This is a genomic window from Leifsonia sp. 10L418 (genome assembly GCF_056395445.1).
In genome coordinates this window covers 56,698-70,189 of the sequence record NZ_JBFTJN010000005.1, presented here as the reverse complement: position 1 = coordinate 70,189, position 13,492 = coordinate 56,698, and the positions used below count along the sequence as shown (strand labels likewise).

At 66.3% G+C, this 13,492-nt stretch carries 15 protein-coding genes; 7 read left to right on the top strand and 8 right to left on the bottom strand.

Annotation, left to right across the window (positions count from 1 at the left end):
• Positions 1 to 33 precede the first annotated feature (33 nt).
• Both AC1DCF_RS11975 and AC1DCF_RS11970 read left to right on the top strand, forming a co-directional pair.
• Positions 34 to 684, top strand: coding sequence for a response regulator (locus AC1DCF_RS11975; RefSeq protein WP_441791388.1), 651 nt, complete (start codon positions 34 to 36; stop codon positions 682 to 684).
• A 150-nt stretch (positions 685 to 834) separates the two neighbouring features.
• A complete protein-coding gene (locus tag AC1DCF_RS11970) occupies positions 835 to 1,803 on the top strand; it encodes an endonuclease/exonuclease/phosphatase family protein (protein WP_441791389.1) in 969 nt (322 codons plus the stop codon).
• A 16-nt stretch (positions 1,804 to 1,819) separates the two neighbouring features.
• Here AC1DCF_RS11970 and AC1DCF_RS11965 read toward each other — a convergent pair whose 3' ends face one another.
• The gene (locus AC1DCF_RS11965) at positions 1,820 to 3,106 is read right to left on the bottom strand and encodes an MFS transporter (RefSeq protein ID WP_477211203.1); all 1,287 of its coding nucleotides are present in this window, start codon (positions 3,104 to 3,106) and stop codon (positions 1,820 to 1,822) included.
• A gap of 79 nt (positions 3,107 to 3,185) precedes the next feature.
• Between AC1DCF_RS11965 and AC1DCF_RS11960 the strand changes: the two genes are divergently transcribed.
• A complete protein-coding gene (locus AC1DCF_RS11960) occupies positions 3,186 to 3,590 on the top strand; it encodes a hypothetical protein (protein ID WP_477211202.1) in 405 nt (134 codons plus the stop codon).
• A gap of 13 nt (positions 3,591 to 3,603) precedes the next feature.
• On the opposite strand, the gene AC1DCF_RS11955 is transcribed toward AC1DCF_RS11960, so the two are convergent.
• Both AC1DCF_RS11955 and AC1DCF_RS11950 read right to left on the bottom strand, forming a co-directional pair.
• Positions 3,604 to 3,912: a thiamine-binding protein gene (locus AC1DCF_RS11955; RefSeq protein ID WP_477211201.1), complete on the bottom strand. Its 309-nt coding sequence runs from the start codon at positions 3,910 to 3,912 to the stop codon at positions 3,604 to 3,606.
• A gap of 3 nt (positions 3,913 to 3,915) precedes the next feature.
• A complete protein-coding gene (locus AC1DCF_RS11950) occupies positions 3,916 to 5,211 on the bottom strand; it encodes a hypothetical protein (protein ID WP_477211200.1) in 1,296 nt (431 codons plus the stop codon).
• A 176-nt stretch (positions 5,212 to 5,387) separates the two neighbouring features.
• Here AC1DCF_RS11950 and AC1DCF_RS11945 point away from each other — a divergent pair, with 176 nt between their 5' ends.
• From AC1DCF_RS11945 to AC1DCF_RS11935, 3 genes are read left to right on the top strand one after another with little or no spacing between them, the layout of a single operon-like run.
• The gene (locus tag AC1DCF_RS11945; protein WP_477211199.1) at positions 5,388 to 6,245 is read left to right on the top strand and encodes an ABC transporter substrate-binding protein; all 858 of its coding nucleotides are present in this window, start codon (positions 5,388 to 5,390) and stop codon (positions 6,243 to 6,245) included.
• A 9-nt stretch (positions 6,246 to 6,254) separates the two neighbouring features.
• Entirely contained in the window at positions 6,255 to 7,145 is an 891-nt protein-coding gene (locus AC1DCF_RS11940; protein WP_441791395.1) for an amino acid ABC transporter permease, read from the top strand.
• Positions 7,142 to 7,909, top strand: coding sequence for an amino acid ABC transporter ATP-binding protein (locus AC1DCF_RS11935; RefSeq protein ID WP_477211198.1), 768 nt, complete (start codon positions 7,142 to 7,144; stop codon positions 7,907 to 7,909). The genes AC1DCF_RS11940 and AC1DCF_RS11935 overlap by 4 nt, the downstream gene beginning before the upstream one ends.
• On the opposite strand, the gene AC1DCF_RS11930 is transcribed toward AC1DCF_RS11935, so the two are convergent.
• The gene (locus AC1DCF_RS11930) at positions 7,906 to 8,754 is read right to left on the bottom strand and encodes an ADP-dependent NAD(P)H-hydrate dehydratase (RefSeq protein WP_477211197.1); all 849 of its coding nucleotides are present in this window, start codon (positions 8,752 to 8,754) and stop codon (positions 7,906 to 7,908) included. The two genes, AC1DCF_RS11935 and AC1DCF_RS11930, sit on opposite strands and share 4 nt — an antisense overlap.
• Before the next feature lie 39 nt (positions 8,755 to 8,793).
• On the opposite strand from AC1DCF_RS11930, the gene AC1DCF_RS11925 reads away from it, so the two are divergent.
• Positions 8,794 to 9,918, top strand: coding sequence for an NADH:flavin oxidoreductase/NADH oxidase (locus AC1DCF_RS11925; RefSeq protein WP_477211196.1), 1,125 nt, complete (start codon positions 8,794 to 8,796; stop codon positions 9,916 to 9,918).
• A 15-nt stretch (positions 9,919 to 9,933) separates the two neighbouring features.
• On the opposite strand, the gene AC1DCF_RS11920 is transcribed toward AC1DCF_RS11925, so the two are convergent.
• From AC1DCF_RS11920 to AC1DCF_RS11905, 4 genes are all read right to left on the bottom strand, one after another.
• Complete coding sequence (locus AC1DCF_RS11920) at positions 9,934 to 10,314, bottom strand: VOC family protein (RefSeq protein WP_441791399.1); 381 nt, start codon at positions 10,312 to 10,314, stop codon at positions 9,934 to 9,936.
• 145 nt (positions 10,315 to 10,459) lie between these two features.
• Entirely contained in the window at positions 10,460 to 10,837 is a 378-nt protein-coding gene (locus tag AC1DCF_RS11915; RefSeq protein ID WP_441791400.1) for a VOC family protein, read from the bottom strand.
• A 125-nt stretch (positions 10,838 to 10,962) separates the two neighbouring features.
• The gene (locus tag AC1DCF_RS11910) at positions 10,963 to 12,024 is read right to left on the bottom strand and encodes a hemolysin family protein (protein ID WP_441791401.1); all 1,062 of its coding nucleotides are present in this window, start codon (positions 12,022 to 12,024) and stop codon (positions 10,963 to 10,965) included.
• The gene (locus tag AC1DCF_RS11905) at positions 12,021 to 13,436 is read right to left on the bottom strand and encodes a hemolysin family protein (protein WP_477211329.1); all 1,416 of its coding nucleotides are present in this window, start codon (positions 13,434 to 13,436) and stop codon (positions 12,021 to 12,023) included. The genes AC1DCF_RS11910 and AC1DCF_RS11905 overlap by 4 nt, the downstream gene beginning before the upstream one ends.
• Positions 13,437 to 13,492: the final 56 nt, after the last annotated feature.

The window sequence follows — 13,492 nt, the reverse complement described above, 5'->3', positions numbered from 1 at the left end:
GACCCGCCGGGCGAGGCAGTAGGGGAATCAGAAATGAATGCGAACAGCCCGATCCGTTTGGCCATCGTGGATGACCACCGGATGCTGCTCGGTGCGCTGACCGAATGGATCAGAAGCGCGGCCGACGACATCAGTATGGTCGCTGCGGTGACAACCTGGCCTGAGCTGCTCACCCATCCCGAGTTCCCGGTCGACGTCGTCTTGCTCGACCTCGACCTCAAAGACAACATTCCGGTCTCACTCAAGATCTCCACGCTGAAGACCACCGGCGTCAAGACCGTGCTCATGAGCACGTACTCTGAGCCGGCTCTCGTCCGCGAGGCTCTCGCCGCGGGTGCGCTCGGCTATCTCGTCAAGAGCGAGGAAGCGAGCATGATCGTTGAGGCGATCCGTGCCGCCTACAACGGCGAGTCCTTCATCTCCGCCGAACTCGACCTTGCCCTCACCGGCGGCAATGAGGGCTCGCCGCGGCTGAGCGCTCAGGAGCGCCGCGTGATGGCACTGTACGGCGCGGGCGAGCCGGTCAAGGCCGTGGCACACCAGCTCGGCATTTCAGAAGAGACCGCGAAGTCCTACCTCAAGCGCATTCGCGAGAAGTACCGCCTGGCCGGTCACGATGTCGGTACCAAGGTGGCACTGCGCAAGCGCGCCATCCGTGACGGCATCCTGCTGCAGAACGACTAGCCGCTTCGTCGCTCGTCGCACGGGCTCGTCGCACCGGCTCGACCCGCTGCACCACCGGGCGATCCTGCTGCGCAAAACACGCTGCACGCACACCTGCCTCACGCTCCGCACACACCTGCCTCACAGAGGCCGACGCCTAGCATTGCAACCATGCCCGACCGCGTCGCATCACCCCCCGCTACCGAGCGCATGCGGGCCGCCGCGCGCTCACGGCGAGCATGGGCACGTGCGATTGCAGTGGTCGCCATCCTCTTCGCGGGGCTCCTCGCCATCCACCCGCTGATTGTCGGCCCGTTCGGTACGGCAATCGCGACAGCTCTTCCCTGGCTCGGCCTGATCATTCCCGTGCTGTTCATCGCCGCGCTCCTGACCGGCCGACGCCGGGCCTGGCTCGTCAGCATGGTCCCGCTCCTGGTCTGGCTGTTTCTCATCGTGCCCCTGGTCGTTCCCCTCAGCGCCGCGTCAGCCTCCGAAGCCGATGCGTCAACACTCACCGTCGCGAGCCAGAACGTGAAAGCGGGGTCGGGGACCGCCGCCGAATCCGCGCAGACTCTGGTCGACGAGGGCGCCGACGTGATTTCTCTCGTCGAACTTGACGGCGCGGCACGCGACGCCGCGAGTGACGCTCTGGAAGCCACACATCCCTACTCCTACGCGGTGGGAACGGTTGGCCTCTGGAGCGTCTATCCGATCGTCAACGAACAGCCACTCGATCTGGGGCTCGGGTGGAAACGCGCTCTCGCGGCCGATATCGACACACCGGATGGCCTCATCAGCGTCTACGTGATTCACGCGGCGTCACTGCGCGTCGGTTTTCAAAGCGACCGCGATGCCATGCTCGCGGCATTGGCCGACATCGTTGCGCGTGACGAAAACGACCGGGTGCTCGTGGTCGGCGACTTCAACGCAGCGGTCACCGATCCGTCCCTGACTGCGCTGCGGCGCGTCGTCTCGGAGCCCAACCAGACCTCGCTGTCGCTCGGCCCGACCTGGCCTGCCGCCAACCCGCTGGTGCGCATCGATCACATTTTCGAGTCGGGACTCACCCCGGTGCACAACGAGGTGGTTCCGGCCGGTGACAGTGACCACCTGGCCGTGGTCACGCGGTTCCTGCTCTGATCCAGACTCCGCGCGGCTACTCCCGGACGCCGGCGCCCACCACGGCGACCGACTGCGTGCCATAGGGCACCGTCAGCCCCTTCATCCGCCGCGACCGGTCGATCCCGAACGTGGCCGCAGCGAGCAGGATTCCGACGGTGCTGAGAGCGGCGCCGATCCAGATCGGCGAGAGATAGCCGAATCCGGCGGCGATGGCGACCCCGCCGAGATAGGCGCCGAGGGCGTTGCCGATGTTCAACGCTGAGTGGTTGAGTGCCGCGGCGATCGACTGGCTGTCGTGGGCGACATCCATCAGCCTGCTCTGAATCGCGGGCGACAAGGCGGATGCCGACGCCCCGACCAGAAACACGCCGAGGAGCAGCCCGACCAAGAACTGTGCGCTGAGCGCCAGCCCGACGAGGGCAACGATCATCAGCAGGAAGAAGCCGTAGATCGTGCGCCGCACGCTCTTGTCGGCAAGCACTCCGCCGACAAAGTTGCCGGCGACCATGCCGAGCCCGACGACCATCAGCACGAGCGGAACCGTGCTGGCCGGCATCCCGGTGATCTCGGTGACCAGCGGGGCCACATAGGTGTACACCGCGAACAGCCCGCCGAAACCGATCGCGCCGATGCCGAGCGCGAACCAGACCTGCAGCCGACCGAATGCACGCAATTCGCTGCGCATCGTGGCCTCCGGGTTGCCGGGCTGCAGCGGAACGAAGAGCGCGACGGCGAGGAAGGTGAGTGCGAAGATCACGGCGACCGCCAAATACGCGATGCGCCAGCCCGACTGCTGGCCGAGCCAGGTGATCAGCGGCACACCGATCACGTTGGCGATGGTCAAACCACCCAGCACGAATGCCACACCGCGGGCGCGTTTACCCGGACCCATGAGGTCGGCGGCCACGAGCGACGCGATCCCGAAGTAGGCGCCATGCGGCAGCGCCGCGACGAAACGGGCGATCAGAACCAGGCCGAAGGTCGGCAGCAATGCCGACGCGATAGTTCCGAGCGTGAATGCGGTCAGGAGCACGAGCAGCAACTGCTTGCGTGGCCATCGTGCCGCCGACGCAGCGATCGTCGGCGCACCGACGACGACGCCGAGCGCATACGCGCTGATCAACCAACCGGCCTGAGCGTTCGCCTCGTCCGGCGAGGTTGCGGCCAGCCCGGGCAGAAGGTCGGCTGCGAGGTTCGGCAGCAGTCCCATGGCCACGAACTCGGTCGCGCCGATTCCGAAGCCACCGAGGGCGAGCGCCACGAGGGCAAGACGAATACGGGCCGGCGACAACAACGTCGGCCCGTCAGAAGAGGGGTGCATCGTTCCACCCTACGGCCTGGTTCGACACTCCTCGCTGAAGGTCGGGGCAGATGCGCGGCGTTCAGCGCATACTGTGCTCATGACGCGATATGCGATTGACGCCCCCACCGCCATCCGTCTGGTGCGCGAAGGCATCACGGTGTCCGGCGAGCACCAGCTCGTTGCGCCGAGTCGGCTGCGTTCCGACGCGCTCTCGATCCTCTACCGGGCCGTTCGCCGGGGCGAGCTCAGCCACCATGACGCTCAGATCATTCTCGACGGCGTTACGACGCTCCGCATCCGCCTGCTCGGTGACCGCGTCTCTCGCGCCGTCGCCTGGCGGCTCGCCACCGAGCTCGACGGGGACGACACGGCGCCCGCCGAATACGTCGCTATCGCCCAGCTCCAGGCGGATGCCTTCATCACCGAAGACGCCGACCTCGCCCGCGTGGTGGCCGGCGTGGTCACGCTTGCGCGATTCGAGGATCTCGCGCAGCGCGACTAGTGCGACGGGCAGGTCACTCGGCCGCGTCGATCGCCTTCTCGAGACGCTCGACCTTGCCGGTGAGCTCCCCGGTGTGACCGGGACGGATGTCGGCCTTCAGCACCAGGGACACCCGCGGCCCGAACGTGCCGACGGCTTCCGTCGCAGCCTTGATCACCGCGAACACTTCGTCCCACTCGCCTTCCAGCGTCGTGAACATCGAATCAGTGTGGTTCGGAAGACCCGACTCCCGCACAATCTTCACTGCGGCGGCAACAGCGTCGTGCACCGAGGCATCCTCGTTGCCGGCACCGGAGGGGGCGACCGAAAAAGCGACAAGCATTGTTTACTCCTTCACGAGTTCTGGAAAAAAGTCTGCGCCCGGCAGCTGGGTGTCACCCGAGCTATCACGCCGGACGTGCGCGGTCGCGAGCGCCCAGAGCGCCCAACCGAACAGAACGAACTCGAGCACGTTGCGCAGTGTCAACACCAGCACCATGGGCACCGTCGGCACCAGCAGCCCGTCGTAGAAATAGGGGTAGATGAGCTGGGTGAGCGCGGCCAGTACCAAGCCCAGAACCGCGGGGGTCGACCAGCGCGCACCATTCACCACGAGCCCGAGAATGATCGGTGCGGCAACCCAGCTGATGAACTGCGGCGAGCCGACCTTGTTGATCGTGATCATCGCCAACACGAGGGCCAGTACCAACGGCGGCAGCAGCGTGTCGATCGGCGCCCCACGCCGCTGGGCGCGCACACCGAGCACGAGCACTACTGCAGTGCCGAGCACCAGCAACGGGGTCATCAGCTGGGAGGCGATCTCGGTGCCCGGGCCGACCACCTGGAAGGTGAGAATGTCGAAGTCGTAGTAAACGGTGGAGCCCGGCACCCCGAGCGCGGCCAGCCACATCCAGATGGTGCCGACCGGCGACTCGATCTGAATGCCACGCCCCGTCTGCTGGCTGACGAAGCTGAAGACATTGAGACCGCTGCCCAGGATGAGCGCGATCACGACGATCACCGCGCTCGTCACCACGGCGATGAGCGTGATGCGCCAGCGCCGGGGAGACACCACGACCAGCGCGGCGAGCGCCGCAGCCGGCCAGACCTTCACCCAGGTGTCGATCGTGAGCAACACGACACCCCAGAACGGCCGGGTGCGCAACCAGAGCAGGGCGATGATGACGAGTGGAACCGTGACGGAGTCGATCCGGGCCAGAGCGATCGGCCCGAGCAGCAGCAGAAAGGCGAGCCACCACCAGGCAACCCCGGCGATTCGACGACTCGGCGCCTGGCGAATACCGATCAGCACGGCGAACGCCACGGCGTCGAGCACAGTCACCAGGCCAAGCCAGACCAACGCATAGGAGGCCGGGCCGAACGCCAGCGCGAGCAGCATCGGCACCAGGGCGACGATCGGATAGACGAATGGGGTGTCGATCCCGACGATCGCGGTTCCCGACACGCTGAGTTCGGCCCAGGGCCGGTAAACGCCCTCGATGTCGCCGAGCGGCCAGCCCACCGCGTTCACGCACAGCCAGATCAGCCAGCCGTGCACGAGTACCAAACCCGTCCAGAGCAGCGACCGGCGCATTGGCCACGCCACGGTTGCCGCGACGGGCGAGGACTCAAGTTGCTGCACGTTTCACTTTCCCACATCGTGAGGTCCGGAGTGCGTTGCCGACGCCGAAGCGGCATCCGGTGCGGGCCGGTCAACCGGAGCTCTCGCTCCCCTTTCGTCACAATTCGTCGCGTACGAGCGACGAAACCGCGGCTTTGCCATGCTGAATGAAACACCATCTTCCCGAGGAGAACCCCATGCCCCGTCGTCGTACCTTCACCCGCGGCCTCGCCGTTGTTGCAGCCACTGCTGCCGTGTTTGCGCTCAGCGCCTGCGGTGCTGACGCGGGCGCTGGTTCGACGACCGGCAGCGGCGCCGGGCAGGGGTACATCACCGAGGGCAAGCTGACCATCGCCACCGGCGAACCGGCCTACTTCCCCTGGGTCATCGACGACGCCCCCGAGAGCGGTGACGGCTTTGAGTCCGCGGTCGCCTACGCGGTCGCCGACAAGCTCGGCTTCGACGCGGCCGATGTCGTCTGGGTGCGCAGCACCTTCGACCAGGCCATCGCACCGGGCCCGAAGGACTTCGACTTCAATCTGCAGCAGTTCTCGATCACCCCGGAGCGCGCCAAGGCGGTCGACTTCTCCCCCGCCTACTACGAGACCACCCAGGCCGTCATCACGGTCGACTCCTCCGCCGCGGCCAAAGCCGGGTCGCTCGCCGATCTGAAGGGCCTGCTCATCGGCGCCCAGGCCGGAACAACGAGCTTCGTCGAAGCCGAGGAATTCATCGCCCCCACCGCCGGCGTGCAGGTGTTCAACACGAACGATGACGCCAAACTGGCGCTCCAGAACGGCAGCATCGACGCGCTCGTCGTCGACCTTCCGACCGCCTTCTACCTCACCGGCGTCGAACTCGACGGCGGCCACATCGTCGGCCAGCTGCCGAGCAGCAGCGAAAAGGGCGACCAGTACGGCCTCGTTCTGGCCAAGGGCAGCTCGCTCACCCCCGCCGTGACCAGTGCCATCGACGAATTGCGCGCCGACGGCACGCTCGACGCACTCGCCGCGAAGTGGTTGGCGGGCAACGCCAACGCTCCCGTGCTCAAGTAGTTTGACGGCGTGACCACCACACTCGGCCGCAGCCGTACCAACGAACCGCTGCCCACCGCGCCGCTTCCCAGCGCCGTTGAGCTGGGCCGACGCGCCTACCGCCAGCGTCAAACCGGGCGCTCAGTTCTGATCAGCGTTGTGAGCACTCTCGTGTTCGCGGCGCTGATCTGGCTGTTCGTCGTCAACACCCCGGGCTGGGACGCCGTGCGGCAGAGTTTCTTCGACCCTGCCGTCGCGGTGAAGGCCTGGCCGCGGGTGTTCCAGGGCCTCGTGCTCAACATCCAGGTGTTGATCTTCGCGGCTCTCGGAGTGCTGGTGTTCAGCCTGATCCTCGCTACCCTGCGCACGCTGCGCGGCCCCGTCTTCTTTCCGCTACGTGCCCTTGCCACCGGTTACACCGATCTGTTTCGCGGCGTTCCGCTGCTCATCGTGCTCTACCTGGTCGGCTTCGGACTGCCGGGACTCGACATCTTCCCCCGGTTTCCGGCAGCGGTCTGGGGAACGATCGCCCTCATCCTCACCTACTCGGCGTACGTCGCCGAGGTCTGGCGGGCGGGAATCGAGGCGGTGCACCCGTCACAGGTGCTCGCCGCGCGCTCGCTCGGCCTCAGCCATGGCCAGGCTCTGCGCAAAGTGGTGCTTCCGCAGGCACTCCGCAAGGTGACCCCCGCGCTGATGAACGACTTCGTCGCCATGCAGAAAGACGTCGGTCTCATCTCGGTGCTCGGTGCCGTCGATGCGGTGCGCGCCGCGCAGATCGAATCCGCGGCCAGTTTCAATTTCACCCCCTACGTGCTCGCCGGGCTGCTCTTCGTGCTGCTCGCCCTGCCGATGATCCGACTGACCGACTGGGTCACGGCACGGATGCGCCGCCGCGAGCAGATCGGAACCCTCGTATGAGCGCGCTCGGCACGGCATCCCCGGCCTCGACAATCCCCGTGTTGCGCCTCGACGGCATCCGCAAGTCGTTTGGCGACAACACCGTGCTCGACGGCATCACGCTCGACGTGCACCGGCACGAGGTGCTCGCGCTCATCGGCTCGAGTGGGTCGGGCAAGTCGACGCTGCTGCGTGTGATCAATCTGCTGGAGCAGGTCGACGACGGCCAAATCTGGCTGAACGAGCAGGACATCAGTGACCCGCGCACCCCGGCCGATGCGGTGCGCGCGCGCATCGGCGTGGTCTTTCAGCATTACAACTTGTTCCCCCACCTCTCGGTGCTCGACAACGTGACGCTCGCCAGCCGCTCCGTGCACAAGCAGTCCCGCGCGGTCGCCGAGAAGCGTGGCCTGGAACTGCTCGACCAGATAGGCCTGGCCGACAAGGCGCGCGACTTCCCCGACCGGCTCTCCGGCGGCCAGCAGCAACGCACCGCCATCGTGCGCGCCATTGCCACCGATCCGGAACTCCTGCTTCTCGACGAGGTCACCAGCGCGCTCGACCCCGAACTCGTCGGCGAGGTTCTCGATCTCGTGCGGCAGCTCAAGCAGACCGGAACGACCATCGTGATGGCCACCCATGAGATGAGCTTCGCCCGGGATGTCGCCGACCGGGTTGCGTTCTTGCATCACGGGCGGGTATTGGAAATCGGTGCTCCAGCTGCAGTGTTCGAGAACCCGCAGGAGGAGCGCACCCGCGAGTTCCTCTCGCGTATCCCGCGCTAACGCGCAGCCCCCAGCAGCTCAGCGATCGTGGCCGGAAGCGCCTCCGCCACATCCAGCGCGGCGATCGGCCCCCCGGCCGAAGCCCGGATCGCCGCCCGTGAATGCAGCAGCGACGCCGTCGCGGCCAACTTCGCCAGTGCATTCGGGTCGTCACGCGCCTGCTCGGCGTGTGTGGCCAGCAGCGCACCGAGGATGCCGCCGAGCACGTCGCCGGTTCCGGCTGTCGCCAGCCACGGCGTGCTTCCCGCCAGGCGCAGATTCAGCCCGGCCGGAGAGGCAATGTGCGTCACGTTCCCCTTCACGAGCACCGTCACGTGCAGGGCCGCCGCCGCACGAATCGCCCACTCCCCCGGTGCCCGCTGAATCTGCTCGACCGTCGCGACGACTCCGTGCCGGCCCAGCAGCGCCCGGAGTTCCCGAAAATGCGGGGTGACGATAAGCGGTCCGCCGCCCTCGACCAGATCGAGACAGCCCGCGTCGACCACACTGGGCAGCCCCTCGGCGAGCGCCGCGCGAACTGCCTTCGTCGTCTCGTCGGACCGGGTCCCGGCATCCATTCCGGAGCCCAGCAACCAGGCTTGCACCCGGCCGGCAGCGGTCACGACCTCCGGACGGCGGGCGAGCACCAGGTGGGCGGCCCGCTCCGGCCCCCGGTAGCGCACCATGCCGACCCCGGTGCGCACCGCGGCTTCGACACCGAGCACCGCGGCCCCCGGGTATTCGGCCGAGCCCGTGAGCATCCCGAGAACACCCCGCGAGTACTTGTCGTCGGATGCCTGGGGCACCGCAATCCAGTCGCGCGCACGTTCTGCGTTCCAGTCCAGCCAGTCCCCGGCATTCGTCATGCACTCACGATAGGTTGTTTCGTCTACGAAAGGTCGCCCATGACTCCGACAGTCGGTCTCTTCACGCCATTGACCGTGCGCGGGCTCACCTTCCGCAACCGGGTCTGGGTGGCACCGATGTGCCAGTACTCGATCGAGAAGTCCGACGGCGTTCCCCGCGATTGGCACCTCGTGCATCTCGGCGCTCTGGCGACCGGGGGCGCGGGCCTCGTCATCGCCGAGGCAAGCGGGATCAGCCCGGAGGGCCGCATCTCCCCCGCCGACACCGGCATCTGGAACGACGAACAGGCCGCGGCCTGGCAGCGAATCGTGACGTTCATTCATTCTCAGGGCGCGCACGCCGGCATCCAGCTTGCTCACGCCGGGCGCAAGGCCTCAACCTGGCCGGCTTGGGGTCACGACGTGCACGGCACTGTTCCCGCGGCCGAAGGTGGCTGGCCGACGGTGTCGGCCTCGGCCATCCCCTTTCCGGGCTACGAGGCGCCGATCGCACTCGACCTCGCCGGCATCGAGAAGGTCGTCGCCGATTTCGCCGCCGCGGCCGTGCGAGCGGTTGCCGCCGGCTTCGACCTCGTCGAGATCCATGCCGCCCACGGCTATCTGCTGCACCAGTTCCTCTCCCCGCTCAGCAACCAGCGCGACGACGCATACGGCGGTTCGCTCTCGAATCGGGCACGGCTGCTGCTCGAGGTGATCGGTGCGATCCGGGATGCCGTCGGCGCGCGCGTGCCGATCTTCGTGCGGTTCTCGGCGACCGACTATGCGCCGGGCGGCTGGAACGAGCATGACACCGTCGAGGTCGTCCGCTGGGCGGCCGAGCGCGGGGCCGATTTCTTCGATATCTCCTCAGGCGGAAACGTGACCGGGGTGACGATCCCGCTGGGGCCCGGCTATCAGGTTCCGTTGGCCGAGTTCGTGAAAACGCGCACCGAGCTTCCGGTGAGCGCCGTCGGCCTCATCACGACGCCGGCCCAGGCCGACGCGATCGTCGCGTCTGGGCAGGCCGACGCCGTGCTCCTCGGCCGGGAGCTGCTCCGAGATCCGCACTTTCCGCTGCGCGCGGCGCACGAACTCGGAGTCAGCCTCGACTACTGGCCATCGCAGTATCTGCGTGCCCAGTGGCGTGACGAGCGGCCTCGGGCACGGCGCAACACGACGGCGTGACCAAACGCATCCGTCTTAGGTGACGCGTTCCGTGACGGCCAGGATGTTTCCCTCGCTGTCGAGGAACCACGCGGTCCGGAGCCCGTCGGTCGTCGCAATGCCGTTCTCGGTCTTGAGACCCGGAAAATCGTACTCGGCGAAGACGACTCCGCGCCCTCTCAAGTCAGCGACTTCTGCGTCAAGATCGTCGGCTTCCCACGCCATCTGGGTGTTTTTCGCCGATCCGGCGTTGTCGGTCTCGTACAGCAGGAAGGCGGTGTCGCCTCCCGTGCGATAGATCAATCCGCCGCTCTCCTCTTCGTCGGGTTCCATCCCCAGAGTGTCCCGGTAGAACGCCCGCGCCCGTTCCAAATCCTTCGCCGGAAGCACGGCCATTGCCTTCATTTTCTTCAACATGAGTGTGCCCTTCCATTTGCCCCGCGGTCAGCGTACGCCTGGGCCGCTGGCCTCGCGACACCCTGGCGCGCTCGACTGAGACGTCAGTCTCGATGTATGAGCGCCGCAGCATCCGCGTGCTCACGGGTGTGCCCTGTTCAGGTGATTACGCGTGTTCCCCGAGCGCGTGAATGTTTCCCTCGCTGTCGGTGAACCACGCGGAGCGTTCGCCGTCCAGCTCGGCAATGCCGTTCTCAGTCTTCAGGCCCGGAAAATCGTACTCGGCGAAGACGACGCCACGCCCTCGAAGCTCGCCCATTTCCTTCTCGAGATTGTCGGTGGTCCACGAAATCGAGGTGTTCTTCGCCGATCCGGCATTGTCGGTTTCGTAGAGGAAGAAGGCGCTGCCCTGCGCCGTGCGATAGGTCAGTCCCGCCTCATTTTCTTCCGTTGGTTCCAGCCCGAGAACGTCCCGGTAGAAGTCCCGCGCGCGCTTCAGATCCTTGGCTGGAAGCACAGCCATCACTTCGCATGAATTCAGCATGAGTGTCTCCTTTTGCTTGCCCCGCGGCCAGCGTACGCCTGGGCCAGCGGGCAGGCGAGGCCCCCGGGGCCGGCCTGAGACCCGCCGTGGCGAGACCCTCAAGGCACGCTCAGTGAACCCGCCGCTCAGTCGCGACGCGTCGCATCCTGAACCTCACCGACGAGTTCCTCGATGATGTCCTCCAGGAAGAGCACACCCGTCGTCTCCCCCTCGGCCGTGAACGACCGGGCCAAATGGGCGCCGGATGCCCGCATTGTCGCCAGGGCGTCTTCGAGATCGGTGTTCTCGAAGATTGACACGAGCTGCCGGATGCGCTTGCCAGGGATCGGCGCGAAATAGCCACCGGGTTCGCCGTCTTCGTCGGTCTCGGAGTCGAGGTCGAGCACGTCCTTCAAATGCACATACCCGGTCGGTTCCCCGGCGGGGTTCACCACGACGTAGCGGGAGAAGCCGTGCTTGGCCACTGCGCGCTCGACGTCGGCGGGCGTTGCTTCCGCCGGCAAGCTGATCAGCTTGTCGAGGCGCACCGCGACATCCTTCACCTTGAGCGTGGTGAATTCGAACGCGGCGCTCAATGCGCCGGTTCCGTCGCTGAGCACGCCTTCGCGCGTCGATTGGCTGACGATGGTCGCCACCTCGTCGAGCGTGTACGTGCTCGTCGCCTCATCCTTCGGTTCCACACCGAATAGACGCAGCACGGCGTTGGCGCTGGCGTTCAGCATGATGATCACCGGCTTGAAGATGCGTCCGATGAACACCAATGGCGGTGCAAGCAACAGCACCGCGCGGTCGGGCACCGAGAACGACAGGTTCTTCGGCACCATCTCGCCGAACACGACGTGCAGGTAGGTCACGATCAGCAGAGTGATCGTGAATCCGATCGTCCCGATCGCCTCCTCGCTCAACCCGGTCAGGCCGAGGGGAATCTCCAGCAGGTGGTGGATCGCCGGTTCCGAGACGTTCAGGATGAGGAGCGAGCAGACGGTGATGCCGAGCTGCGTTGTCGCGAGCATCAACGTGGCGTTTTCCATCGCCCAGAGCGCGGTCTTCGCGCTCCGTTTGCCGGCTTCAGCCATCGGTTCGATCTGCGAGCGGCGCGCCGAGATCACGGCGAACTCGGCGCCGACGAAGAAGGCGTTGCCGAGAAGCAGCACGACCAGCCATGCGATTCCAGCCCAGTCGTTCATCGGTTCCCCTCCTTCTTCTGCGTATCGTTCTTCGTCGCGTTGTTCTTCGTCGCGTTGTTCTTGATCGCGTTGTTCTTGATCGCGTTGTTCTTGATCGCGTTGTTCTCGTCAGGTTCCGGTTCGGGAGCAGGGGTGAACCGCAGTCGGTCGATGCGCCGCCCGTCGAGGCGTTCGACGCGGAGGGTTCCGGCGTCGATTGTGACGACATCGCCCACGACCGGAAGCCGGCCGAGCTCACTCATCACGAATCCGGCGACGGTCTCATAGGGACCGTCGTCGGGAACCGAGAGTCCGGCGCGTTCCAGCACCTCGTCGGGGCGGAGCAGGCCGGGGAACGTCAGGGAGTCCTGCGAGCGCACCACGCCGGCGCGGGTGCGGTCGTGTTCGTCGGCGACCTCGCCGACCAGTTCTTCGACGAGGTCTTCGAGAGTGGCGACTCCGGCGGTTCCGCCGTACTCGTCGACGACGACGGCCATCTGGTAGCCGCGTCCCTTGAGTTCTCCGAGCAGGCTGTCGAGTTTCATGGTCTCCGGCACGCGAATGGCCTCAGACTGCAGGGCGGACACCGGGACATCCGCTCGGCGATGCCGGGGCACGGCCACCGCCTGCTTGATGTGCACGATGCCGACCACGTCGTCGACGCTTTCGTCGATGACCGGAAAGCGGGAGTACCCGGTCTGCCGGGTCAGGTCGATCACGGCCTGCGCCGAGGCGGTGCGATTGATGCTTGCCACGCGAGGGCGCGGGGTCATCACATCGGATGCCGTGTGCCCGGAGAACAGCAGGGTGCGGTGCAGCAGCGTCGCCGTGTCTTTCTCCAGCAGACCCGCGCTGGCCGAGCGGCGCACGAGCGACGACAGCTCCTCAGCCGTGCGGGCACCGGAGAGCTCTTCCTTCGGTTCGATGCCCATCGAGCGCAGGATGCCGTTCGCACTGCCGTTCAGCACGAAGACGACGGGTTTGAACACCGTCGTGAACGCCGTCTGAAACGGCACCACAAGTTTCGCGGTCTGAATCGGCAGAGCCAGGGCGAAGTTCTTCGGCACGAGTTCACCGATGATCATCGAGACGAGAGTCGCGATGACCACGGCGAGTACCGTCGCGGTCACCGGAATGACAACTTCCGGCAGGCCGACGGCGGTCAGCGGCGGTGTCAGCAGGGAGCTCAGAGCCGGCTCCATCGTGTAACCGGCGAGCAGGGTCGTCAGAGTGATGCCGAGCTGTGCGCTCGACAGATGCGTCGAGGTGATCTTGAGCGCGGCGATGGTCATCGACAGCCGGCTCTCACCGCGCGCTTGACGTGCCTCGAGATCGGAACGATCGAGATTGACCAGCGCGAACTCGCTGGCGACAAAAAGGCCCGTGCCCACGGTCAGGATGAGTCCGATGCCGAGCAGAATCCACTCAAACAATGCGCTCACCGCCGCAGCTCACGGGCGAAGGTCTATGACTGGGGGAACTGGCAGAG

Coding starts and splice junctions, on each gene's coding strand:
- AC1DCF_RS11925 (WP_477211196.1), top strand. CDS start 8,794: ATGACTCCGACAGTCGGTCTCTTCACGCCATTGACCGTGCGCGGGCTC.
- AC1DCF_RS11965 (WP_477211203.1), bottom strand. CDS start 3,106: ATGCACCCCTCTTCTGACGGGCCGACGTTGTTGTCGCCGGCCCGTATT.
- AC1DCF_RS11960 (WP_477211202.1), top strand. CDS start 3,186: ATGACGCGATATGCGATTGACGCCCCCACCGCCATCCGTCTGGTGCGC.
- AC1DCF_RS11920 (WP_441791399.1), bottom strand. CDS start 10,314: ATGTTGAAGAAAATGAAGGCAATGGCCGTGCTTCCGGCGAAGGATTTG.
- AC1DCF_RS11915 (WP_441791400.1), bottom strand. CDS start 10,837: ATGCTGAATTCATGCGAAGTGATGGCTGTGCTTCCAGCCAAGGATCTG.
- AC1DCF_RS11945 (WP_477211199.1), top strand. CDS start 5,388: ATGCCCCGTCGTCGTACCTTCACCCGCGGCCTCGCCGTTGTTGCAGCC.
- AC1DCF_RS11910 (WP_441791401.1), bottom strand. CDS start 12,024: ATGAACGACTGGGCTGGAATCGCATGGCTGGTCGTGCTGCTTCTCGGC.
- AC1DCF_RS11955 (WP_477211201.1), bottom strand. CDS start 3,912: ATGCTTGTCGCTTTTTCGGTCGCCCCCTCCGGTGCCGGCAACGAGGAT.
- AC1DCF_RS11930 (WP_477211197.1), bottom strand. CDS start 8,754: ATGACGAATGCCGGGGACTGGCTGGACTGGAACGCAGAACGTGCGCGC.
- AC1DCF_RS11935 (WP_477211198.1), top strand. CDS start 7,142: ATGAGCGCGCTCGGCACGGCATCCCCGGCCTCGACAATCCCCGTGTTG.
- AC1DCF_RS11970 (WP_441791389.1), top strand. CDS start 835: ATGCCCGACCGCGTCGCATCACCCCCCGCTACCGAGCGCATGCGGGCC.
- AC1DCF_RS11975 (WP_441791388.1), top strand. CDS start 34: ATGAATGCGAACAGCCCGATCCGTTTGGCCATCGTGGATGACCACCGG.